Consider the following 23701-nt stretch of genomic DNA (forward strand, 5'->3'; position numbering starts at 1 on the left):
GCAAGTAAGGATACTACTTTTTCAAAAAACTAGAAATTTTCTCGGCAACACAATATTCTATCGAATTATTTAAAACGACTTGAGCGGCTTTGTGGTTGTCTGTGTTAAAAACCATAGGACCGACAAAATTTACAACAGAATTTTCTATCGGTATTTGAATGAGAACAATATTTAAAATTATTAGATTGGAATTTTTATCGATATTTAGCAAATTTTGTATATTATCAGGAATTTCAAAATCGTACTCTCTTAAAATAAAAGGGTCTATTAGAGTAAACGAGATATGCTTATCGTTTACGGATTGCATTTTCATAAAAATATCGTCAATCTTTTCTAAAGTTACTTCTTTTACATCTTCAAAGCCTAAAATAGGTACGCAAACATCAAATTTCATTAAAAACCCCTGTTATTTATTTCCTTAATTGTACCACTATAAGCATAAAATATACTTAGTTTAATGAGCGTTATATAACTTTTGGATAAAATAACACCTTATTTAAAATCAGGAATTTATTTGATGAAATTAAAGAGTTATTTGGCAACAAGTTTGCTGCTGCTTCCAATGTTATTTATAGGTTGTTCAAAAGATGTTGAAGAGTATAACAAGCCGGCTGTCTATTGGTATTCTAAAATAGTTGAAAATGTATCTAAGGGAAATTTGGAAAAAGCAGATAACTACTACAGTTCACTTCAAGGTGAACATATAGGTTCACCTATGCTTCCTGAAGCTACTATGATTTTGGCAATTGCACACATGCAGCATGAAGAGTATCTCTTAAGCGAGCATTTTTTGGATGAGTATATAAAGAGATATGCAACACCTAACGAAAAAGAGGAAGCGGAGTTTTTAAAAATAAAAGCAAAATATATGGCTCTTCCAAATCCTAGACGCGATCAGGCACTTATAGATGATGCGATAGTCGAGGGTGAGGCGTTTAAAGTAAATTATCCAAGTTCTATGTATTTAGAAGTTGTAAACACAATGCTTATTCGCCTCTATCTTGCACAATTTGCGCTTAATGAAAGTATTGCCGATTTGTATGACAGGCTAGATAAACCAAGGAGTGCTAATTACTATAAAACCGTAAATCCGCAGCCTTGGATTGTCTCAAAAGAGATAGATAGAGCGGTCGCTCCGTGGTATCGCGCATGGTTTGAGGGAGACGGAACTTCAAGCTGGTATGAGTTTATGATACCTAGTACGAAAAGCGTTGTTTCAAGAAACTCTGTAAAAGAGGATGAGGTTGCAGGAGATAAAAATGAAACTAAGTGATTATAGTGAATTTCCGGCAGATATTCCCGTTATTGTGGAGGATGAGCTTTTTTTATATCCGTTTATGATTGCACCGCTTTTTTTAAGCGATGAGAGCAATATAAAAGCTGCCTCAAAAGCTATAGAAGAGAGTTCTTTGGTAATAATCTGTCCGACAAAGCCTTCGCATGAAGGTGAAAGAGGGTTTGAATCGCTTTATAACGCAGGCGTAGTAGGCTCTATAATGAGAAAAGTTTCGCTTCCTGATGGCAGAGTTAAAGTTCTTTTTCAGGGTCTTGCCCGTGCTAAAGTAATCTCTAAAGTCTCAGATAGTCCTCTTGTCGCACATGTAGATGTTATAAATGCAACAAATGTAAGCTCTTTAAAGATAGACGCGATATTAGAAATCCTTCGTGAAAAGGTTAGAACGCTTGCTGGTGTGAGCAACTATTTTCCTCCGGATTTACTTAGAACAATAGAAGAAAATCATGATTACAATCGTATAATTGATTTGATCTGCTCTACGGTAAAGCTAAAAAAAGAGCAGGCATATAAATTGTTTGTTGAATCAAATACCGAGAAGAGATTTTTAGATTTGATTGAGTATCTTATTGATGAGATAGAAGCAAATAAACTCCAAAAAGAGATTCGTTCAAAAGTGCATACTCATATAGAAAAAATCAATAAAGAGTATTTTTTAAAAGAGCAGTTAAAGCAGATTCAAAAAGAACTCGGAAGCGACACTTCAAGAGAAGAAGAGATTGAAGAGTATCGTAAAAAGCTCGAAGCAAAAAAAGAAAAAATGAGCGTAGAGGCTTACAAAGAGATACATAAGCAGATAGAGAGGCTATCTCGTATGCATCCTGACTCTTCTGATGCATCAATGACTCAAACCTATTTGGATTGGGCTTTGGAGATTCCTTTTGGACAGGAGAGTAAAAAAGAGCTTAAAATTAGTGAAGTAGAAAATCAACTAGATAAAGATCACTTCTCGCTTGAAAAACCAAAAGAGAGAATTGCCGAATTTTTTGCAGTCAAAGAGTTGATGGAGCTAAGAGGTGTAAAAGATAGTTCAGGTGCGATTATCTGTTTTTTCGGACCTCCCGGTGTCGGTAAAACATCGCTTGCAAACTCAATAGCCGAAGCTCTTAAACGACCGCTTATTAGGATAGCATTAGGCGGGCTTGAAGATGTAAACGAGTTAAGGGGGCATAGAAGAACTTATGTCGGTGCTATGCCAGGGCGAATAGTGCAAGGTCTAATCGATGCTAAAAAAATGAATCCAGTAGTAGTTTTAGACGAGATTGACAAAGTAGCTAAAACAGGAAGAGGCGACCCGACTGCGGCACTGCTTGAGGTGCTTGACCCTGAGCAAAATAAGGAGTTTCGAGACTATTACCTTAACTTCAATATTGACTTATCTAAAGTAATATTTATTGCAACGGCAAATGATGTCGGTAAAATCTCGGCTCCGCTTCGCGATAGAATGGAGTTTATAGCTATTAGTTCATATACGCCTCAGGAGAAGTTTGAGATTGCTTCAAGATATCTTATCCCTCAAGAGCTAAAAAAACACGGGCTTAAAAAGTCAGAATTAAGTATTTCAAAACCGGCTTTAAAAGAGCTAATACATAGCTACACCCGTGAAGCCGGCGTCCGTAATCTCCGCCGTCGTATTGCAGATATGTCAAGAAAAGTCGCCCGTGAAATTTTAGAGCATCCTGAGATTACAAAAGTTTCTTTGACTCTGAAAAATCTTAAAGACTATTTTGATAAAACCGTATTTGAGATAGAAAAAACAACAAAGGTTCCTATTTTGGGAGTTGTCAACGGTCTTGCATGGACTGCAGTAGGCGGGGATGTTTTAAAGATAGAAAGCATCCGCATTAAAGGTAAAGGGACAATGCAGTTAACAGGCAGTCTCGGCGATGTTATGAAAGAGTCTGCACATATAGCTTATAGCGTTGTTAAAACTCTAATAGACACTAAAAAACTTCAAATTGACGATAGCAATATTCCGCTCTCCGTAAAAGAGATGGAGGATGGTATAAAAATTGACCCGAGTGAAGTTTATAAGCGATATGATCTGCATCTGCATATCCCCGACGGTGCAACACCAAAAGATGGACCGAGTGCCGGTATAGCAATGGTTAGTGTTATATCTTCGATATTAAGTTCTAGAAAAATCCGCTCGGAAATTGCAATGACGGGAGAGGTTTCCTTAAGTGGCGATGTATTACCGATAGGCGGACTTAGAGAAAAGCTTATTGCAGCACACAAGGCTGATATGAGTAAAGTGCTTATTCCGCTGAAAAATTACGAAAGAGATTTAGAAGAGATTCCTAAAGAGGTAAAAGAGTCTTTAGAGATTATTCCGGTAACTAGAATAGAAGAGGTATTGGAGTATATTTTAGTTTAACATAATTGAACTCTCTGAATAATTATGTTTTGAGATTGCCGCGCTTGTCATTGAGGTTTCCACGCTTCGCTCGCAATGGCAAGCGAAGCAATCTAGGTTATTCTACTGAAATATAAGTGAATCTATTTTTTGTGTTAAATCACTGTTTCTTATAGGTTTCATTAAAAAGCCATTAGCGCCAAGCTCTAGTGCTTGACTTTTTTTAGTCTCATCAGTCGTTAAAACTATAACGGGAATCTGATCCATATTATTATCTGCACGAACGATTTCAAGCATTTCAAGACCATTCATTACCGGCATAATGATATCTAAAAGAATAAGATTTACATCAGGTCTCGATTTTATTTGAGCGATGGCATCGGCACCGTTTTTTGCTTCTAAAACTTCTTGAACATTTTCGTTTTTCATCAGCATAGATTTTAAGAGTTTAAGATTTATCATATCATCGTCTACTGCTAGAATTATTAATTTTTTTGACATTTTATTTTACCTTTTAAGCGTATTTAGTAAATAGAGATTTTAATAAATCTTTATTTACTTTATTATCGATGATTTCATCTACATACTCTGCATGTTTAAAGCTATCTTTTTGCATAGAGTCATCCACTAGCACGATATGAGAATTAAGTTTGTTTGAAGAACTCAGTTTTCTTATACAAGAAGATACTTGGGCTACATCTAAATTACTATACTCTTTATCAAAGAGCACGACTTTGTAAGAGTAGTTATCTATCAGTTCTTGAAAATCTATCAGCGAAGATGCAACTTCATATGTTAAGCCATCAATTCCCTCTATAATTTTTGTATAGAGTTTTGTTTCAAAAGCGCTTTTTTTGGCTATAAGTATATCCGCTCTATATTCAGGCATTATCTCCTGTTTTATGGACTCATCAAGTTTTTCTACAAGAGCCTCTTGGAAAACTTCCGGAGCATCATCCATTTCAACTATATGATCGGCTAAGAACTGATTTAAAACAGAGATAATTTCCGAACGAACCAGAGGTTTAGTTGTATACTCGTCAAGACCCGCAGCCAAGAATCTTTCTCTGTCTCCTTTAAGCGCGTTAGCCGTAAGTGCGACAATCGGTATATGAGGTTGATTGTAATCCTCTTCCCACTCTAAAATCTCTGCCGTTGCTTCAACACCGTCTAAAAACGGCATTTGAATATCCATAAAAATCATATCAAAGGTCTGATCTTTTCTTTTTTGAAATGCATCAAGACCGTTGTTTGCCAGTGTTATAGTTAGTCCCAAATCTTCAAGTGTTCGTTTAATAAGCTTTTGATTTATGATATTATCTTCGGCAACTAAGACATTTGCAACGAATTTAGATCTATTTAGATCAAATTTTTTGCGAGACTGTTTTTTAACAATCTGTGCAGCAGCATGCAATATGCTATAGTTTTCTAATGTCTGCTTTATTTTTGAGCAGTGCAGCGGCTCATAAAGAGTTTTAAATATATCTAAACCTAGAGACTCCACTTTTTTGATTAGATTAGATTTTGTTAAAACTATGACTTCTTGCGAAAGTTTAGTTATCTCGGATAGCTCCTCATCGCTTACATAGTCGTAATCGACAAATATAATATCGTACTGCGTATCTTTTTGAAGCAGCTCAATTTTGCTTATACTTTTAAATGCGCTATAACCCACTCCAAAGTAGTCAAGATACTCTCTTAGGTATTTATCTTGCTTTTTAATCTTTACCATATCACTTAAGATAAGCGCGTTTAAGTTGCTAAAACTATTTTGAGAACCTTCACTGAGTGTTTCAAGATTTTCAAAATCAAGAGTGAAGAAGAAAGTAGTACCCTCTCCGACTTGACTCTCTAAATCAAGTTTACCGCCCATTAACTCGACAAAGTTGCTTGAAATTGTAAGCCCTAGTCCCGTACCGCCGTATTTACGTGTAATTGATGTATCGGCTTGGCTAAATGCTTCAAAAATTTTAGATTTTTGTTCGCTTGTAACACCTATACCGCTATCTTGTATCTCAAATTTAACTCTTGTTTTACCGACATCGTCATTTTTGACTTTTCTAATATTTACATTGATTGAACCGGCATTGTTAGTAAATTTAACGGCATTTGAAAGAAGATTTATAATAACCTCTTTAAGTTTTGTAGGGTCACCCTTGAGCGGGAACTCAAGTTGCGGATCAATAAAACAACCAAGGTTGATATGTTTCTCGCTTGCTCTAACTGCATAAACTTCAACCGCGCTTTCAAACTCTAATATAGGGTTAAATGCAATATGCTCAATCTCAAGTTTATTACTTTCAATTTTGGAAAGGTCAAGAATATTATTGATAATTTCAAGAAGGTTTTCAGAACTTTTTTCGATAATATCAACAAATTCGCTTTGTTCCTCTTTTAAACCTGAATCTTTTAGAAGCTCGGTAAACCCGACAATACCGTTTAAAGGAGTACGAATCTCGTGTGACATATTTGCCAAGAACATAGATTTTGCTTCACTTGCTTCTTGAGCGGTAATTTTATCTTTTTTCGTCTGTTCGATAATCTGTTCAAGAAGCTCATACGCCAAGTCGGTACCTTGGGATGTTTGTAAGTCGATTTTTCTACCTTGCGAATCATAATCCTGCGCAACTTTTTTTAGGACATTCTCAAGGTGTTTAATGTTGGTAGCGGTTTCAGTCGATAACACATAACCGAGGAATGCAAGAATAATAGAGATAAGCCATACCGCAAATGTGATTATCAGTACTTGAAGAGAATTTGTTTGTACGTTCTGAGCTTTGCCGTTCATGGTTTTTAAAAGTAGATTCTCTGCTTCTGAGATAATGTTAATCTTCTCGGTTATCATAGCAAACCAGATACCTGAGGATGTAGTATATGCGCCGCTTGCGGAATTAGACATAATAGCAGTTCTTTCGCTATTTATATCTTGTAGTAGGCCTAGATACTCTTCCGTTTTAAGGATAGCGTCTAATTTTTTTAACAGCTCTTTATTTTGGATGCTATCGTAACGGACCGAATCGGCTTTACCGATAATAGTAATCCATTTGCTTAAATCTTCTTCGGTTAGTTTTGTCGAGTGAGAGATATTGTAAGACATATATGCTCTCTCGATACCTGAGTACTCTTTAGCGTTAACTATCGAGATATATAACGAATATAGCTCGCTTATCTCTTTGTCTACTTGACTATCCGTAACCTGAGTAAGCTGCTTAATAAGCTTTGCTTGTATCGGGTTATACACGGTTGAAAATATTTCATCGAATGTAATCTTTTTTTCATCGATAAGCGCTCTTGTTGATTTGATTTTTGCTATAGATGAAGTGACATCGTTTACATTTGATTCTAGCGTACTTTTATTTTCAGGGTTGATATCTAATGTTTTTTTCCTTTGAGCATGCTCTATATATTTTAAAATTTTCTCATCAACGACTTTTCTTTGCTCATGCAACGATTTTAGAGTATTGGCAGCTGCCTCGCTTCCAAGATACATAGCACTCATACCGCGTTCTCTTGCGATATTTGTTACTATATCGTTTAAGTATGTGTTTAGCTCCAATTTGTCTTGTAGCCCTTGTGCCGCTTTATATGCCATAAATGAACTATAAACATAATAGCTTGTCATAGTAAAGAGTATGATAATCGGTAAGAGACCGATCAGTCTTAATCTGTTTTTTAAACTGAGTTGCATTATTTATCCTCTGCTTTGGAGATTAGATTTAGTTTTAAAGTTATATTTTTAACAAAACTCTCAGCACTAGCTGCATCCGTAGAGTTAATAATAGCTTCTAGAGCATTATCAAAATCATGAATTCTCATATTTTCACTCATTCCTTTTAGTTTTATGGCAATATCTTTGCACTCTTTTAAATCATTTTTTTCAACAGCGATACTCATTGATTTAGAGAGATCTTTTGCCTCAATTAAGTAGTCTTCAAAGAGTTCATTGAAGCTATCTATATCCAACCCTATATCATGGGCTATCTGTTTTTTATTGTAATTCATAACAAGATCAGGAATTTTTTCTTGAACAATCTCTTGGGCGCTTTCTTCAATATCGTCAGCCGAATTATCCAACACTGATAAATCTTCATCGTTAACATCAATTTCATTTATAGTGATTTTAGGTTTTAAAAATTCATCATCTGCGAGTTCAGGAATCTCTATGGAATCAGGAACCTCTGAATCGTCAATTTTCATAATTGGTACATCTTGAGCTAGTTTGTCATTTTTAAAAGATAAAACAAACTCGTCTTCACTCTTTTGTGTCTCTTTTTTAGCAATAATGGGTTCTGCCGCTACAACATCTTTTCTGGACAGCTTATCGATTATTCTATATAGCCTATCTAGGTTTGTTTTGATTTCGTTGTTATCGTTTGATGTGTTTATTATTGTTAGCGCATCCAAAGCATCTTCTACCCTTAAGTTTGCGGCAACTCCTTTTAATTTATGTGACTGTGATTTTAAACTACTTAAATTTCCGTTTATAGCATATTCGTACAGCTTCTCTTTGAAACTATTTGCTTGAGCAATAAAATCTTGAATAAACTCCTCAACCAAATCAATCGGTAAGCCGAGATCATGCGATGCTACCCGCGGATCATATATATAGCTTGAAAAAGGAGCTTCTTCCGTCTTCTCTTTCTCTTTGCTTATCTTTTCTATTTCGACGATAGGCGCCGCTTTTGGTTCTTCAACTTTTTCAATTACGGGTTTAGCTATCGGTGCTTGTGGGATACTCTTTTTTTCTATATCAAAAGTCGTATCCTCATAAACATCTTTTATTATATTCGGACTTAACCTGTCATAAGCAGGAGCAGACTCTGCTAGTTTAGTTGACGGCGATACGGTTTTTGGCACAGGTTTGTTTAGGATGTCTGCAGAAATTTTTTCACTCTGTTCGTTTGATAGAAGTTTAATACCTAAGAGGTTGACGATATATGCTTTTTGCGACGGGTTGTCAACTAGATAAATTGTTTTGATCTCTATGCCGCTACTATAATTTTTTCCTTTAACGCGAATTATAGCTTTTGCTTCCGCGGCATTATCGCTGCATGTAATGTAATCAATCCAATGTACATGTTTAAAATTATGGATAAAGCCGGGTGTTTTTACAAATAAGTCTGCAAACTCTGCCGCTTCCGTGTAGAGATCCACAAGGTTTGAGAGACCGAGAGTTTTTAAATCTTCTTCGTCAATTCCTAAAAACTCTTTTTTGTGATTATAGATTAACATTCGAGTCCTTTAATTTGCCCCGACGGCTTGATGAAGTTGTTTTTCGCTATCTTCAATATTCTTTCTCGCAGAAGGCTTGCTCACCGAGATAAATCCAGTTATTCGTTCTTGTTTGTCAAAGATTGGAGCGATTTCAATGTCTACCCAATAGTAACGACCGTCCTTGCGAAGATTTTTAAGCATCCCGTTCCATACTTGACCGCTATTTAAAGCTTTCCACATCTTTTCAAATGTTGTTTCCGGAACGTCAGGATGTTTTATTATGTCATGATTACTGTTTATGAGCTCATCAACAGTATAACCGGATATCTCACAAAATTTTCTATTAACAAAAGTTATATTACCCTTTAAATCCGTCTGGCTAATAGCTACTTTGCCTTCAAAAAGATACTCTTCATTTTTTGGTACGATTTTGTTCATAAAAAACCTTTGTATAATATATTCAATGTCATAAAATCTACTAAATATAGCATTAATAGTTTGAAAAAAAACTTATTTATAAATGTTCTTTATTATTTTTGCATCTTTTGTGCTCAAAATAGCACTTATTTCTTCAATAGTTACTTTTTTTAGCGCATCAAATGTACCGAAATGGTTGATTAGTTTAATGATTTTTGCTTGAGATATTCCACGTAGTGTTAAAAGTTTACTCTCTTGATCTATCTTTAGCTTTGTTTTTTTATGAAAATTTATAGCGCATCTGTGTGCTTCGTCTCTTAATCTTTGCACCCATTGGAGTCTTTTATCGCTATTTTGAAGTTTAAAAACATCATCTTTTGTATGTACGATGTCATTTGCTTTGCCTTTTGCACGATGAGCTTTTGCATCAATCTTCTCTTTTGATATTGCTATAACATCTAAAAAAACTCCGTTAGAATCCAAAATTTCAAGCGCAAGATTTAAAAGTGCACTTCCACCGTCAAGTATCCATAAATCGGGAGGAGAATTTTTAGAAAAACTCTCAACCCTTCTTGTTAGTGTTTCTCTCATTTGCGAATATTCATCTTTTGCCTCAAGATGGTAAGTTCTATAGCTTTTTTTATCAAATGCTCCGTTTTCATAAACCGCCATGGCTCCCACGGTTGCCATTCCTGCCATATGAGAGTTGTCAAAGACTTCTACCCGCTTTGGAATTCGCTCTAAAGAGAACAACTCTTTTATTTCGCCGATTATCTCACCGCTGTTTTGCTTAATCTCTTTTTTTAGAAGTTCTGCCGCGTTTAGCAAGGCTAAGTCGATAAGTTGCTTTTTATTGCCTATTTTAGGTACTTTTATCTCTGCTTTTTTTCCAAAAATGGTCGTTAAATACTCTTCTATCGTATCTTTGCCGTCAAACTCTGAAGCTACCAATATCGGTGCCGTGATAGGCGGTTTGCCGTTTGAGTAAAAATCCATCAAAACTCTTTGATACAGTTCATCCTCGTCATACCCCTCATTTAGCTGTATATAGTCGTGAGAAGAGGAGATAATTCTGCCTTCACGCATAAATATCCTAACGACTACCGCTCTGCTTTGTGTGTTTTGCAGGACAAATATATCGTAATTCTCACTGCTCGCAAAATCTATCTCGCTTTTAATCTCTGAACGGTTTATGCGTTCGCATCTGTCTCTAATCTCGAGCGCTTCTTCAAACCTGAGATTTTCGGCATAAAAGTGCATCTTCTCTTCCAGTTTGCTAAGCAGTGTTTTTTTATTTTGAATCAGCTCTTTTGCTGTGTCAAGCTCTTTTTTGTATATTTCATCTGAAATTTCCAGTTCACATGGTCCAAGACATTTGTCTATTTGATAATAAAGACAGAGTTTTTTTGATTTTAACGATCCCTTTTTTTGCACAAGGCGGCATATTTCATAAACTGAGTCTAAAATATCTCTAGCACCAACGGAGTAGGGACCGTAGTATTTAATATTTGGAGATTTTATGATTTTTCTCGTTATTTCAAATCTCGGGTACTTTTGGGAGTTGTCTATATAAATGTACGGATATGTTTTGTCGTCGCGAAGCAAAATATTGTACTTGGGCATAAGCTGTTTTATAAGTGAATTTTCCAGTATCAATGCGTCATGCTCAGAGTTCACGACTATATAATTCATTGATATAGTCTGAGAAATCATCTTTGTAATTCTGCTTGATAGATTTGAGTTTGGTTTTAACTCCGGTGTAAAATTAAAATAGCTTTTTACTCTTTTTGCCAAACTCTTTGCTTTTCCGATATAGAGCAGATGACCGTCTTTGTCGAAATATTGATATATTCCGGCGCAATCGGGTAGTTGTTTTACGGTTTGTTCAAGCGTCATGACGATTCTTAATGATATTTTGAATAGTGTGAATGAGCGAATTTAATTTTTCATCGTGTATATTTATATCAAAATTACCCGTTGAACGCTCTTTATAAACTTGTTTTATCTCTGTTGACTCTTCTTTGTTTTTTTTTGGAGAGTGCGTTACAAAAGCTTTTATATCGTCAAATAAATTCTCATCACACTCTTTGCACTCTTGGGGCATATAAAACTTTAAAGCACTTTTAATGCTTTGTATATTATTATCAAACTCTTGTTTCCCAACGGGATGATTAAATACAAAAAATAGAGTTCTGTTTTTGATGTAGATGAAGTTAATCATTTTTTGTACGGGCGGCGTAAACATAGATTGCACTATTTTTATACATTTATAATAAGATAGTTTAGAGAATTGAGGTCTGCTTTGAATGGAATTTATAATTTGACTAGCGTTTTTCATCTAGTAATTATAGCAATGTTTTTATTAAGTTTTAGTGGATGTGGACGCAAGGGTAATCCATATTATTTAGAAGATGCGCCCGAAGGTGATAAAAATGTAAAATTTTTTATCAAAAAGCCAAGCGGTGACAACAATGAAAGCAGCAGTGGAAATAGATGAAATATGATGTAATAATTGTAGGTGCAGGTGTAGCAGGACTTTATGCCGCAATGCATCTGCCTCGTGATAAAAAAGTTCTTATTATAAACAAAAGAGAGACTTTTAAATGCAACAGTTTTTATGCTCAAGGCGGTATTGCTTTAGCTATCGATAAAGATGATATCCCTCTGCATGTAAAAGATACGCTTGAAGCAGGTGCAGGGCTTTGCGATGAAGAGGCGGTAAAAGTTTTAAGCGAGAGTTCAAGAGGCATCATTGATGATTTGATAGCCCGCGGATTTGAGTTTGATAGAGATAAAGACGGAAAACTATTATACACGAAAGAAGCTGCCCACTCAAAAGAACGCATACTTCATGCAGGAGGGGACGCAACCGGTAGATATATGCACTACTTTTTGCTGGAACAAAATCCTCATCCTATGCTTACCGATGCCAGAGTGGTAGATTTGCTTATAAAAGACGGCGAGTGTTACGGGGTAACGGTACTTGATCACAGAGAGAGCAGAAATATATATGCCGATAATGTAATCATTGCCAGCGGCGGAGTAGGCTCACTGTATGCATATCATACAAATGCGCCATGTATAAGTGCCGATATGCAGGGTCTTTGCGTTATGAAAGGCATAGAGCTTGCCGACATGGAGATGATGCAGTTTCATCCGACAGTATATGTAGATAACGACTCTGCTCAAAAATTGCTTCTAACGGAGGCTCTAAGGGGTGAGGGTGCTACCGTTGAAGATGAAAATGGAAGAAGATTTTTGTTTGATTATGATGAGAGAGGGGAGCTTGCTTCAAGAGATATAGTCAGCAAAGCGATATATGATCATAATAAAAAAACAGGATTGCAGACATATTTATCGTTTAAAAACTTTGACCATGTCTACTTTACAAAAAGATTTCCAAACCTTTATAAAAATTTACAGCTTCTGGGGTTTGATGTACCAAAACAGAGAGTTCCAATCTCTCCGGCTTTTCACTATGCAATCGGGGGAATTAAAACAGATGTAAACGGTGCCGTGCCGGGTGTCAAATCTCTTTATGCGATAGGAGAAGTTGCATCTACGAAAGTTCACGGTGCAAATAGACTTGCTTCTAACTCTCTTTTAGAGGGTCTTGTATTTGGCAAAAGGGCTGTTGAAGATATTTTAAAGAAGCCGCATGTAAAAAAAGAGATTAAGTTTGAAGTAAGCGATGAGGTGATGAGCCTCAAAGAGGATAAAGAGAAAAAAAATCTTCTTAGAAAAATCATGTGGGAAAATGTCTCGATTGTTAGAACAAAAAAAGGTTTAAATAGTGCATTGGATCAAATCAATGCTCTTTTAAGTGAAAAAGTAGGCAAACTTCTTAAATTTCGCCTACTCACGGCAAGAGAGATTGTTCTTGCGGCACTTTCTAGAGAGAAGTCCATAGGAGTACATTACAGAAGTGAAGATTGATCCTTTTTCTCATGATATTCGCCGGCGATTTTGAGCAAGAAAGGAACACTCAAGTTGAGTATAAAAGCAGTTAGTGAGATTAGGAGTAAATCGTCACTTGTGATGAGTTTCATCGAGAGTGCCGCCATAGCAACCAAAAATGTTACTTCCGCTCTTCCTTGCATCGCAATCCCGATGAGAGATGCAGAATGCCATGGAAGTTTATTGATATAGTATGCCGTGAGTGCAGCAGCGATAAATTGTGCTACAAATAAAACAAATGCTAAGATACAAGCGTTGAAAAGCACACTCAGCAGGAGTGAAAAACTTCCTATCTCCATCTGTAATCCAATGCTAATAAAAAAGATTGGAGCGAAAAAATAGAGAGTTAAAAAACGTAACTTTTCAATAGCTTCATGAAAGACCTTATCCCCGTCATTTTGATTTTCAAAATGATCTTTGTTGATAATTAAACCCATAAAATAAGCTCCCAATGCCACACTCGTAGCAAAATACTCTGCTATAAATGAACCTAAAAAAGCCAAAAATATCATGATTATAATAGCGGCATTGGTTTCTTGTTTACCCAAAAATTGGGTAGCTCCTAGATGTGAATAGATACTGTTTTTTGTTCTAGTAATGAGATTTAGGAGTGCCCCACTTTTTTTAAGAGATGTCGTTGGATGAAAGAGAAAAAATAGATAGGCGATAAGTGCCATTACACCACTAAAAAAGAGAAAATTTGAAAGAGGCGAAAGAGCTAACACTGCGATAGCTTCAAGTGAGATGCCAAGTGATGATGAGGCTTGCAAAGAGACAAGAACGCCTCCCAGAACTCCCCATAAAATGAGTGAGAGTACATCATCAGTCAATGCGGCAGCTACGATGATGGGTTGAAGTTTTGCTTTGGCACTAAAGGAGAGTGTATTGAGAGTCAAAAATGCAATTCCTATGGAAGTAGGAGCAAATGCCATCGCAAAAACAATAGCCTTGATAGTATCGCCGCTGAGAAAATATTCTGTCAAATAGATCATTGCGAAGGGTAAAATAACACCGGCTAGAGCGATTTTCCACCCTTTCTTAACTCCTTGTGCAAATCCTTCGAGGTTTTCTTCCAGACCAAGATAAAAAAATAAAAAGATAGTTCCTATGAAAGCAAAAGTCTCAATCGTTGCCGAATGAGGCGAGAGGAGATGAAAATTGACTGCTATAAGCCCTCCGATAAGATAAAAAAGAACATCGGCAATTCCCGTTTTTTTGGATATCCAAAGGGAGCCGATAATAATAATAAGCAGATAGAGCAAGATATGGGTTGTAATCATTTCCATAAGTAAAAAGCCTTGATTTATGTAGTTAGATTATGACTTAAATAAGTTTATAGTATCCTTTTAGCCTCTGCTTATATTAAACAAAATAGATTCTTAATTTAATTTATTGTATTCTTTTATCATTGAAAGGATGAAATCCTTCTTAAAGCCATTTTTTTGGCACTTCAAAACACACTTATTAAAGGTATTAAAATGACAAATGTTAGCATTATAGTTTTAGATTTTGGCTCTCAATATACCCAGCTTATAGCTCGTCGCTTACGAGAAGATAAAATTTATTGCGAAATTCTTCCTTACCATACAAAAGTTGAAGATATAAAAGCAAAAAACCCAAAGGGCGTTATTCTTAGCGGCGGACCCTCTTCGGTTTACAACAAAGATGCATATGTGGTGGATCAAGGTGTTTATCAAATGGGAATTCCCGTGCTTGGTATCTGTTACGGTATGCAGAGAATTGCAGTGGATTTCGGCGGTAGCGTAATTCGTTCAAATCACCATGAGTACGGCAAAGCGGAATTAACTATAAACAACTATGAGAACAGCTGTTCACCTCTTTTAAAAGATTGTGACGACGGGCGAATCGTTTGGATGAGCCATAGCGATAAAGTAGATATCCTTCCTGAAGGTTTTTCTCCGATTGCCACATCTGCAAACTCTCCTTATGCGGCTATTGCCGATGAGAAAAGACGCATATACGCAATGCAGTATCATCCTGAAGTTCAACACTCCGAAGAGGGTTATTTGATGCTTCGCAACTTCGCAAGAAATATTTGCGGTGTTACGGAAAAGTGGAAAATGGAACACTTTTTAAAAGAGCAGATTAAAATTATTCGCGAAAAGGTAGGAACGGGAAAAGTTCTTTGCGGACTAAGCGGCGGAGTTGACAGCTCGGTAGTTGCCGCTATGCTTTATGAAGCAATCGGTAATCAGCTCGTACCAGTATTTGTAGATAACGGGCTGCTTAGAAAAGGCGAGAGAGAGCAGGTTGAAGAGGTTTTTAAAATCAATCTAAAAGTTCCGTTGGTCGTCGTTGATGCCAGAGAGAGCTTTTTAAGCAAGCTTGCGGGTGTAAAAGACCCTGAAACAAAACGAAAAATCATCGGGCATACATTCATAGAAGAGTTTGAGAAAGAGGCTAAAAAGCATGACGGTATTAAGTTTTTGGCTCAAGGCACGCTTTATCCCGATGTTATAGAATCTGTTTCGGTTAATGGTCCCTCAGAGGTTATAAAATCTCATCATAATGTCGGCGGCCTGCCTGATTGGATGGATTTTGAACTGATTGAGCCGCTTCGCGAACTCTTTAAAGATGAGGTGCGCAAAATCGGTTTAGAACTTGGTCTTCCCGAGTCAATGATAAACCGCCATCCGTTCCCCGGACCGGGTTTGGCGATTAGAATTATGGGTGATGTAAACGAAGCTGATTTAACGCTGCTTAGAGAAGCTGATGTTATCTTGCTTGATGAGTTAAAAGCAAGCGGATATTACGCAAAAACTTGGCAGGCGTTTGCAGTTCTGCTTAATGTAAAATCAGTCGGAGTTATGGGCGATAACCGTACATACGACAATACCGTTTGTGTTAGAGTTGTTGAAGCGGTTGATGGAATGACAGCAACATTTGCACATCTTCCGCATGACCTCTTAGAAAGAATCAGCAGAAGAATCATCAATGAAGTTGACGGAATTAACCGTGTTGTTTATGATATAAGCTCAAAACCGCCCGCAACAATCGAGTGGGAATAAAATTAAGAAAAATTTCGGTTCATCTTGCAATGATTTAGGCAAAGAGGTAGTTCACTATCTCATAGCCTAAAAACATTACAACCTAAACCAAACTTTTTATAATTTTGCACAAATAAAATTGGAAATAAGTATCATATGTCAAAAAAAGTCTATCTTTTCGCTACTTCTAAAAGCGAACATGCAATAAATATAAAATCTTTAGATGTCAGGTTTTTAAAGCCAGACATTGATTTTTCAAAATATAACTATCTGATTATAACATCAAAACAGACCGTAAAGGCGCTAGAACAGTATGATAAAAAAGATTTCATAAATATTCCCGCACTTTGCGTATCCGTTAAGACGGCAAATGCATATAAAGGGTTTGGCGGTAAAATTTTGGCTATCGGTGACGGTTACGGCGATAATCTGGTAGAAGATATAAAAAAATTTTCAAAAGATACAAAATGGCTCTATCTTAGAGCAGAGCTTATAGCCTCTGATTTTGTTCAAAGAAGCAAAGATGAGGGCTATCTTATAGATGAAGAGATTCTTTATGTGAGTGAGTGTTCACAAGAGATTTTAGATGTAAGAGTGAATGATGACTCTACCCTTATTTTTACATCTCCTTCATCAATAGAGTGTTTTTTAAAAAATAATTCCATACATCCCGATGCTAAAATCATTGTAATCGGTAAAACAACGGCTAATCTTTTACCCAATGGAGTAAAATATGTGATTAGCGAAAAGACTTCTATTGAGAGCTGTATCGAATTGGCTTTAGAAATAGAGTAGAATTTTTGCAATAATCTGATGTTATACGCTAAATGAGCAATACCCAAAAGTGAGGGCACACGAGCCCATTTAGCGGCAGGGACAAATGTCCCTTGCAACCCCCTAAAGCTACGAAAAACATGTTTTTCGAGAATTTCAAGGTATTTTACGCTCTTTTTAAAAAAGCGCGTAAGGTCAGTAACGATTTACAAATAAAATCAAGAAATATTTTGTATAATAGTAATAACAGTCTGGGTGGTTCGATATATCGCACAATGAGGGTTCTACATTTTCACATAGCGAACTAGTAGGATTTTCGTGTGCCGGTGCTATCGTTTGAGATATGTTAACTCTGTCGAGATAATGCCGCCGTTAGAGAATTCTCTCTTCGCCCAAATACGGCTTTTTAGAACCAAGCCAAATGCGAGACGGCTACTCGGGCTGCTTTATAAAGATATCTGCTTAGTCTATTTTGATGGGTTGAGTAGATATTTTTTAATTAATTTACGGAGCATTGATGAAAATTTTAATTTTAGGCAACGGCGGTAGAGAGTATTCAATAGGTCGTGCAATTTTAAACGAAAAAGAGGCGCATGAACTTTTTTTTATGCCCGGAAACGGCGCAACAAGCAATTTGGGAACAAATCTAAATATCAAAGATTATAACGAATTGGCAGAATTTGCTAAAAGCAATGATATAGAATTGACTATTGTAGGACCTGAGGCTCCGCTAGTGGAGGGTGTCGTCGATATTTTTAAAGCGCACGGGCTTACAATATTCGGACCTAGTAAAAAAGCGGCACAGCTAGAAGGTTCAAAAGTTTATATGAAAAACTTTTTAGCAAAATATAATATCCCGACAGCGCGCTATATAGAGACATCATCCATAGAAGATGCGTTTAAATTTACGGATAAACTCACTGCTCCTATTGTTGTAAAAGCGGACGGTCTTTGCGGCGGCAAGGGTGTTATCATTGCGCAGAGCCACGATGAAGCAAAAATTGCAATTTCTGAGATGTTAAGTGGAAAAAGCTTTGGTGATGCCGGACTAAAAGTTATCGTAGAAGAGTTTTTAGACGGTTATGAACTTTCCATGTTTGCAGTTTGCGACGGTGAGGACTATATACTTTTACCGGCTGCACAAGATCACAAAAGAGTTATGGACAATGACCAAGGACCAAATACCGGAGGAATGGGTGCATACGCGCCGACTCCATTGGTTGATGAAGTGCTTTATCAAAAAGTCAGAGAGAGAATTATCCGTCCAACTTTAGACGGTATGAAAAAAGAGGGTGCTCCTTTTGAGGGTGTGCTTTTTATCGGTATTATGGTCGTAAAGGGCGAGCCTATTACTTTAGAGTTTAATGTTCGCTTCGGAGATCCTGAGTGTGAAATACTTATGCCGCTTATGACTTCAAGCGTTAGCGATATGTTTTACAAGGCTGCTACAAATAGACTCGGCGAGATAAAAGTAGAATTTTCTAAAGAGTTTGCAGTAGGTGTTGTTATGGCGAGTGCAAATTATCCATACTCAAGTTCAACACCTGCCGAGATAATCTTAGATAAAGTTTATCATGAAGAGGTAGAAAAATATACGCATATCTCTTATGCGGGCGTGAGTATGATTGACGGTAAGCTTTATGCAGACGGCGGCAGAGTTTTAGTCTGTGTCGGGGTTGGCAACAGCATAAAAGAGGCAAGAGACAGAGCCTATATGAGATGCGGGCAGGTTCATTTTGCCGGTAAAAAACTCCGAACAGATATAGCTTATCAAGCATTATAAAAAGAAGTAAAGTGAACGAAGAGATTCAAAATATCCTTCATCGCGAGGGAATGACATTAGCAACGATTAAAAAGAGAAGCATGGCTTTTTTTATAGACGAGATGCTACTTTCATTTTTGCTTATTATAGCATTGGGGGACTCTTTTTTTGAAGCTAAAACGGTTGAAGAGATGATTTTGCTTACAAATACATTTGTTTTAGAATATATGGCTATGAAAATTGTTTATCAAGCTTTTTTTGTTATGCAGTACGGTGCAACTTTAGGCAAAATTGCTATGAAAATAAGGGTAATAGAGATTAAAACGCTTCAAACACCGAATGTTGTCGTTGCACTAAATCGTTCATTTGTAAGGATAGTAAGCGAGATGTTATTTTATCTTGGATTTTTATGGGGCATTATGGACCCGGATAGGCAGACTTGGCACGATAAAAGTGCCAAAACTTTGGTTATAGATGCTTAAGTTATTTATATTTTTAATTATATTTGCCGTATATGCAGCCGGTGATAATAGAGTTGAAATATATGCAACAAAAATGGATACGAAAGATAATATTATTACCGCTGAGGGAGAGGTGGTTATAGTATATCAAGACTATTATTTAAGTGCAAAACGAGCGATATACGATAGAAACAGCGGTGAATTAGAGCTTTTTGAAAATATTCGTGCTTCTCAGGGAGTGAATATTAAACTGCTCGGAGAGTATGCTAAATTAAATATAGCCGAGAAAGAGAGAACATTTAAACCGTTTTATATGTTAGAGAAAAAATCAGATGTTTGGTTAAGCGGTGTTAAAGGTTATGCAAAAGATACAGATATAAATGTAAAATCAGGTCTTATGAGCGGGTGCGATCCAAATAATCCGCTTTGGAAAATGGAATTTACATCATCAGATTACGATACGGATACAATGTGGTTAAGTCTCTATAATGCGAGAATTTACATATATGATATCCTTGTTTTTTATACTCCATATTTCGGATACTCTTTAGATACGACTAGACGAACAGGTCTTTTGCCTCCGATGGTCGGACTCTCTAGTAAAGAGGGTTTTTTCTATGAGCAATCACTCTACATAGCTGAACAAAATTGGTGGGATTTAGAGCTAAGACCTCAGATAAGAAGTAATCGCGGTTCCGGTTTATACTCTACATTTAGATTTGTTGATAGTGAAATTTCAAAGGGCTTCTTAACCGCCGGTTATTTTAAAGAAAAAGAGGAGTACTTTCTTGAAAATAAGTTGGGAAATCAAGAACATTACGGTTTTAAGTTCCTCTATGAAAACAGCGATGTCATAAATCAGTGGTTTAATACAAATTTTAAGGGTCAATCAGGTTTATATATGGACATTGTCAATATGAACGATGTTGATTATATTAACCTTTCTTCGCATGATACGACAAAAAATGCTACGGCAAAGCAGTTACTCTCAAGAATAAATCTTTTTTATAATACCGATAATGACTATTTCGGGGCATATTTTAAGCATTATAAAGATTTAACGCTAGATAGCAACGAAAAAACTCTTCAAAATCTTCCGGCGCTCCATTATCATAGATATCTTGATACACTGCTTGATAATCATTTGTTGTATAGCACGGATATAAAGAGTAACAATTACTATAGAAATGTCGGCAAAAGTGCTGTTCAAACCGATTTAAATATCCCTTTGACTCTTCAAACATCACTTTTTGACGAGTCTTTAAATATTGCGTATAAAACAAATTTATATGTACAGCACACAAGTTTTAAAGGTGAAGAGGAGAGCCTTCGGGTACCGGCTGGAGAGTATGACAGCGGTGTTTTTGCAAGAAACTATCATGCCGTATCCGCATCATCACAACTAACCCGTGCTTTTGATGAAGTTACACATGTTATTGATTTCGGTACACAGTATCAAGTAGCAGGAACCGAGTTCGAGGACGGTTATTATAAAAAACAAAAAAATTACTGTTCCAAATCTAGTAATAGATTTGACCCGATATGTGAATTTTATAATATTAAAGATATTGAAGAGAATTTACAACTATACTTTTCACACTATCTGCATGATATTTCAGGAAAACAGCTGTTTTACCATAGACTCTCACAAAATATTATATACAAGGAGACCGGTGGGCAAACGAGTGAACTAGAGAATGAGTTAGACTATCAGATAAGCAATCATTTAAATTTTTATAACAATATGTTTTATAACTATGATGAGAACGGTTTTTCTAAAAATTTCAATAAAATAGCATATACGGATGATAGTTTTAATATTGGCTTAGCTCATATGTATAAAAACAGTTTTGTCGATATAGAGCCCCAAACTAGTTATATGACATCAAGTATAAGATATAGTTATAACAAACACTACTCTTACAGCTTCAGATATGATTATGATTTAGAAAGAAAAGATAAAAAAGGTTTTGAGATTGGATTTTTATACCAAAAGAAGTGTTGGGATTTTGGGCTTACATATCTTGAAAATAATAGACCGATTCTTAATCAATACGGTCAGTCTGATTCAATATATGACAGGTATGTTTACATAACGATAAGACTCAAACCGATAATGGCACCTGATAGCAGATTGTCAGGTTTTGTATATAGACTTCCTGATAAATCAGAAGCAAAATAAAAGCATAAAAATAGAGAAAATATTAGGAGAAGAAGATGAAGTATGATGTTAAAGTAGATTTGAAAAATAGAAGTGAAGAGTATTCATTTGGTGAAGTTGCAAAGCAGGCAAACGGCTCGGCTTGGGTAAAAAGCGGCAATACCGTTATATTGGCGACGGTTGTAATAGACGAGACGGAAATAGTAAAAGACGATTTTCTTCCTTTAACGGTTCAGTATATTGAAAAAACATACGCCGCAGGCAAAATCCCGGGCGGATTTTTTAAACGCGAAACAAAACCGAGTGATTTTGAAACTTTGACTTCTCGCATAGTCGACCGTTCTCTTCGCCCGCTTTTTCCAAAAGGATTTGGATATCCGACGCAGATTACAATTATGACGTTTAGTGTCGATAAAGAGTCTGATTTGCAAGTTTTGGCACTAAGTGCCGCTTCTGCCGCTTTGTTCGTGAGCAATATTGATATAAATACATCTGTATCCGCAGTAAGAGCCGCAAAAGTTGACGGAGAGCTTATACTAAATCCGACACTATCTCAGCTCAACAACTCTACGCTAGATCTCTATCTATCGGGAACAAAAGATGATCTTTTGATGATTGAGATGAGAAGCATGGGAGGAGAAAAAGTAGATAGCAGCTTGGTTATCGACCCTTTAATGGATCCGACGGTTAGCGCTCCGATTATAACAATGCATGTCTCAAATGCAGTGAATGAAGATGAATTGATAACTATCTTTGAAAAAACCCAGCAGCTGCTTTTTGAAAATAATGCCAAATATGAAGAAGCGTTTGGGGCATTTAAAAAAGAGACGATGGAGATGGAGTGCAAAGCGCATGTCATAAATGAAGAGATGGTTAATTATGTACGAGAGCACCACTTTTTAGATATAAAATCTGCAATGAACCAAATGGCAAAATCAGAACGCTCGACGGCTCTAAGACAACTCAGAAAGAAGATAATGCTAAATAAAGAGCATTGGGATGAAGTTGAGTTAAAAGATGCGATTGAAAAAGTAAAAAGAGAGCAGGTAAGGGCTCAGATTTTAAATGAGAGAGTTAGAGCCGACGGCAGAGCGTTAAATGAGATTAGACCGATATCAATCAGTACAAATGTACTTCCGAGTGCGCACTCATCTTGTCTTTTTACCCGCGGGCAGACTCAAGCGTTGGTTGTTCTTACAATGGGCGGACCAAAAGATGCGCAAATGTTTGAAAATCTAACGGATGAGGGAACTCAAAATGAGAACTTTATGGTTCATTATAACTTCCCGGGATTTAGCGTTGGTGAAGCATCTCCGATTATGGGAACAAAAAGAAGAGAGCTAGGGCACGGAAATCTTGCAAAAAGAGCGCTAGAGCCGATAGTAAATCTTAACGGACAAACAGTTCGTTTAGTTTCTGAAATATTAGAGTCAAACGGCTCATCTTCAATGGCTACTGTTTGCGGCGGATATATGGCGCTTCGTGCGGCCGATATCGATACAAGTGATGTTGTTGCCGGAATTGCTATGGGTATGGTAAGTGATGGCGATAAGTATGCAATACTTTCAGACATTATGGGACTTGAAGATCATGACGGAGATTTAGATTTTAAAGTGACAGGCTCAAAAGATGGCATTACTGCTATGCAGATGGATATCAAGCTTGGCGGAATTAGTTTAAATGTTTTAAAAGAGGCACTTTATCAGGCTAAAGAGGGCAGAGCTCATATTATAGATATTATGGTTGAAGCAGAAAAAAAGATAAAGTTTAACGACGGTGTTTTACCGAGTACAGACTTTTTTCATATAAATCCAAGTTTTATCGGTGATATTATCGGTCAAGCAGGAAAAACTATTCGTGAAATAATCGAAAAGTTTGAAGTTGCAATCGACATAGATAAAAAAGACGGAAAAGTAAAAGTTACCGGCAAGAGCAAAAGCGGCGTAAAAGCTGCAAGAGAGCATATAGAAAAAATCGTAAGTGTTCCAAAAGTTGCTAAGATAGAGTATAAAGTCGGCGACAAATATAAAGGCATAGTTAAGAAAATAGTTGATTTCGGAGCTTTCATAGAACTTCCCGACGGAACTGACGGACTTATTCATATCTCTAAAATATCTGATCAAAGAGTAGATAAAGTAAGCGATGTAGTAAAAGAGGGTGATGAGATAGATGTTGAAATTTTAGAGTTTAAAGGTAACAAGATTTCATTAGGTCGCGCATAAATAGCGCTATCTATAGATTTCAACTAGTTTTTATCATTTTTTCTGTAAAATCCCAAATCAGATTTTAGTAGGGAA

At 36.4% G+C, this 23701-nt stretch carries 18 protein-coding genes; 10 read left to right on the forward strand and 8 right to left on the reverse strand.

What is annotated here, in order from left to right; all coding sequences use genetic code 11:
- Positions 1-13 precede the first annotated feature (13 nt).
- Entirely contained in the window at positions 14-394 is a 381-nt protein-coding gene (gene fliW / locus PHQ93_RS06325) for a flagellar assembly protein FliW (protein WP_299942253.1), read from the reverse strand.
- Positions 395-517: 123 nt separating this feature from the next.
- Here fliW and PHQ93_RS06330 point away from each other — a divergent pair, with 123 nt between their 5' ends.
- On the forward strand, positions 518-1273 hold the full coding sequence (locus PHQ93_RS06330; protein WP_299942255.1) for an outer membrane protein assembly factor BamD: 756 nt from the start codon (positions 518-520) through the stop codon (positions 1271-1273).
- Positions 1260-3671: an endopeptidase La gene (gene lon, locus PHQ93_RS06335; RefSeq protein ID WP_299942257.1), complete on the forward strand. Its 2412-nt coding sequence runs from the start codon at positions 1260-1262 to the stop codon at positions 3669-3671. Before PHQ93_RS06330 ends, lon begins: the two co-directional genes overlap by 14 nt.
- Before the next feature lie 102 nt (positions 3672-3773).
- On the opposite strand, the gene PHQ93_RS06340 is transcribed toward lon, so the two are convergent.
- The 6 genes from PHQ93_RS06340 to PHQ93_RS06365 all read right to left on the reverse strand — a co-directional run bounded on the left by PHQ93_RS06340 (position 3774) and on the right by PHQ93_RS06365 (position 11619).
- Positions 3774-4151: a response regulator gene (locus tag PHQ93_RS06340; protein ID WP_299942259.1), complete on the reverse strand. Its 378-nt coding sequence runs from the start codon at positions 4149-4151 to the stop codon at positions 3774-3776.
- A gap of 13 nt (positions 4152-4164) precedes the next feature.
- On the reverse strand, positions 4165-7338 hold the full coding sequence (locus PHQ93_RS06345) for a nitrate- and nitrite sensing domain-containing protein (RefSeq protein WP_299942261.1): 3174 nt from the start codon (positions 7336-7338) through the stop codon (positions 4165-4167).
- A complete protein-coding gene (locus PHQ93_RS06350) occupies positions 7338-8882 on the reverse strand; it encodes an Hpt domain-containing protein (RefSeq protein WP_299942263.1) in 1545 nt (514 codons plus the stop codon). Before PHQ93_RS06350 ends, PHQ93_RS06345 begins: the two co-directional genes overlap by 1 nt.
- 9 nt (positions 8883-8891) lie before the next feature.
- Positions 8892-9302 (reverse strand): PAS domain S-box protein, encoded by a 411-nt coding sequence (locus PHQ93_RS06355; RefSeq protein WP_299942264.1) that lies wholly within the window; start codon positions 9300-9302, stop codon positions 8892-8894.
- A gap of 72 nt (positions 9303-9374) precedes the next feature.
- Entirely contained in the window at positions 9375-11177 is a 1803-nt protein-coding gene (uvrC, locus tag PHQ93_RS06360; RefSeq protein WP_299942266.1) for an excinuclease ABC subunit UvrC, read from the reverse strand.
- Positions 11167-11619 carry a hypothetical protein gene (locus PHQ93_RS06365; RefSeq protein WP_299942268.1) on the reverse strand — a complete coding sequence of 151 codons (453 nt, stop codon included), beginning with the start codon at positions 11617-11619 and terminating at the stop codon, positions 11167-11169. The genes uvrC and PHQ93_RS06365 overlap by 11 nt, the downstream gene beginning before the upstream one ends.
- Between PHQ93_RS06365 and PHQ93_RS10735 the strand changes: the two genes are divergently transcribed.
- Both PHQ93_RS10735 and nadB read left to right on the forward strand, forming a co-directional pair.
- Complete coding sequence (locus tag PHQ93_RS10735; protein WP_367278378.1) at positions 11602-11778, forward strand: lipoprotein; 177 nt, start codon at positions 11602-11604, stop codon at positions 11776-11778. The two genes, PHQ93_RS06365 and PHQ93_RS10735, sit on opposite strands and share 18 nt — an antisense overlap.
- Positions 11775-13217 (forward strand): L-aspartate oxidase, encoded by a 1443-nt coding sequence (gene nadB / locus PHQ93_RS06370; RefSeq protein WP_299942270.1) that lies wholly within the window; start codon positions 11775-11777, stop codon positions 13215-13217. Before PHQ93_RS10735 ends, nadB begins: the two co-directional genes overlap by 4 nt.
- Here nadB and PHQ93_RS06375 read toward each other — a convergent pair.
- Entirely contained in the window at positions 13199-14524 is a 1326-nt protein-coding gene (locus tag PHQ93_RS06375) for a cation:proton antiporter (RefSeq protein WP_299942272.1), read from the reverse strand. The two genes, nadB and PHQ93_RS06375, sit on opposite strands and share 19 nt — an antisense overlap.
- A 192-nt stretch (positions 14525-14716) precedes the next feature.
- Between PHQ93_RS06375 and guaA the strand changes: the two genes are divergently transcribed.
- The 6 genes from guaA (at position 14717) to PHQ93_RS06405 (ending at position 23626) form a co-directional block, all read left to right on the forward strand.
- Positions 14717-16267: a glutamine-hydrolyzing GMP synthase gene (gene guaA / locus PHQ93_RS06380; RefSeq protein WP_299942274.1), complete on the forward strand. Its 1551-nt coding sequence runs from the start codon at positions 14717-14719 to the stop codon at positions 16265-16267.
- 135 nt (positions 16268-16402) lie between these two features.
- Positions 16403-17041, forward strand: a complete 639-nt coding sequence (locus tag PHQ93_RS06385; RefSeq protein WP_299942276.1) for a uroporphyrinogen-III synthase — start codon at positions 16403-16405, stop codon at positions 17039-17041.
- A gap of 496 nt (positions 17042-17537) precedes the next feature.
- Complete coding sequence (gene purD, locus PHQ93_RS06390; protein WP_299942278.1) at positions 17538-18803, forward strand: phosphoribosylamine--glycine ligase; 1266 nt, start codon at positions 17538-17540, stop codon at positions 18801-18803.
- Between the two features lie 11 nt (positions 18804-18814).
- A complete protein-coding gene (locus tag PHQ93_RS06395; protein ID WP_299942280.1) occupies positions 18815-19264 on the forward strand; it encodes an RDD family protein in 450 nt (149 codons plus the stop codon).
- Positions 19257-21425, forward strand: a complete 2169-nt coding sequence (locus tag PHQ93_RS06400) for an LPS-assembly protein LptD (RefSeq protein WP_299942282.1) — start codon at positions 19257-19259, stop codon at positions 21423-21425. Before PHQ93_RS06395 ends, PHQ93_RS06400 begins: the two co-directional genes overlap by 8 nt.
- Before the next feature lie 35 nt (positions 21426-21460).
- Positions 21461-23626: a polyribonucleotide nucleotidyltransferase gene (locus tag PHQ93_RS06405; RefSeq protein WP_299942284.1), complete on the forward strand. Its 2166-nt coding sequence runs from the start codon at positions 21461-21463 to the stop codon at positions 23624-23626.
- Positions 23627-23701 lie beyond the last annotated feature (75 nt).

The organism is Sulfurimonas sp. (assembly GCF_028714975.1).
Classification (GTDB): Bacteria; Campylobacterota; Campylobacteria; order Campylobacterales; family Sulfurimonadaceae; genus Sulfurimonas.

Coding starts and splice junctions, on each gene's coding strand:
- lon (WP_299942257.1), top strand. CDS start 1,260: ATGAAACTAAGTGATTATAGTGAATTTCCGGCAGATATTCCCGTTATT.
- PHQ93_RS06385 (WP_299942276.1), top strand. CDS start 16,403: ATGTCAAAAAAAGTCTATCTTTTCGCTACTTCTAAAAGCGAACATGCA.
- guaA (WP_299942274.1), top strand. CDS start 14,717: ATGACAAATGTTAGCATTATAGTTTTAGATTTTGGCTCTCAATATACC.
- PHQ93_RS06355 (WP_299942264.1), bottom strand. CDS start 9,302: ATGAACAAAATCGTACCAAAAAATGAAGAGTATCTTTTTGAAGGCAAA.
- PHQ93_RS06400 (WP_299942282.1), top strand. CDS start 19,257: ATGCTTAAGTTATTTATATTTTTAATTATATTTGCCGTATATGCAGCC.
- fliW (WP_299942253.1), bottom strand. CDS start 394: ATGAAATTTGATGTTTGCGTACCTATTTTAGGCTTTGAAGATGTAAAA.
- PHQ93_RS06375 (WP_299942272.1), bottom strand. CDS start 14,524: ATGGAAATGATTACAACCCATATCTTGCTCTATCTGCTTATTATTATT.
- PHQ93_RS06330 (WP_299942255.1), top strand. CDS start 518: ATGAAATTAAAGAGTTATTTGGCAACAAGTTTGCTGCTGCTTCCAATG.
- PHQ93_RS06340 (WP_299942259.1), bottom strand. CDS start 4,151: ATGTCAAAAAAATTAATAATTCTAGCAGTAGACGATGATATGATAAAT.
- PHQ93_RS06365 (WP_299942268.1), bottom strand. CDS start 11,619: ATGAAAAACGCTAGTCAAATTATAAATTCCATTCAAAGCAGACCTCAA.
- uvrC (WP_299942266.1), bottom strand. CDS start 11,177: ATGACGCTTGAACAAACCGTAAAACAACTACCCGATTGCGCCGGAATA.
- purD (WP_299942278.1), top strand. CDS start 17,538: ATGAAAATTTTAATTTTAGGCAACGGCGGTAGAGAGTATTCAATAGGT.
- PHQ93_RS06350 (WP_299942263.1), bottom strand. CDS start 8,882: ATGTTAATCTATAATCACAAAAAAGAGTTTTTAGGAATTGACGAAGAA.
- PHQ93_RS06405 (WP_299942284.1), top strand. CDS start 21,461: ATGAAGTATGATGTTAAAGTAGATTTGAAAAATAGAAGTGAAGAGTAT.
- PHQ93_RS06345 (WP_299942261.1), bottom strand. CDS start 7,338: ATGCAACTCAGTTTAAAAAACAGATTAAGACTGATCGGTCTCTTACCG.
- nadB (WP_299942270.1), top strand. CDS start 11,775: ATGAAATATGATGTAATAATTGTAGGTGCAGGTGTAGCAGGACTTTAT.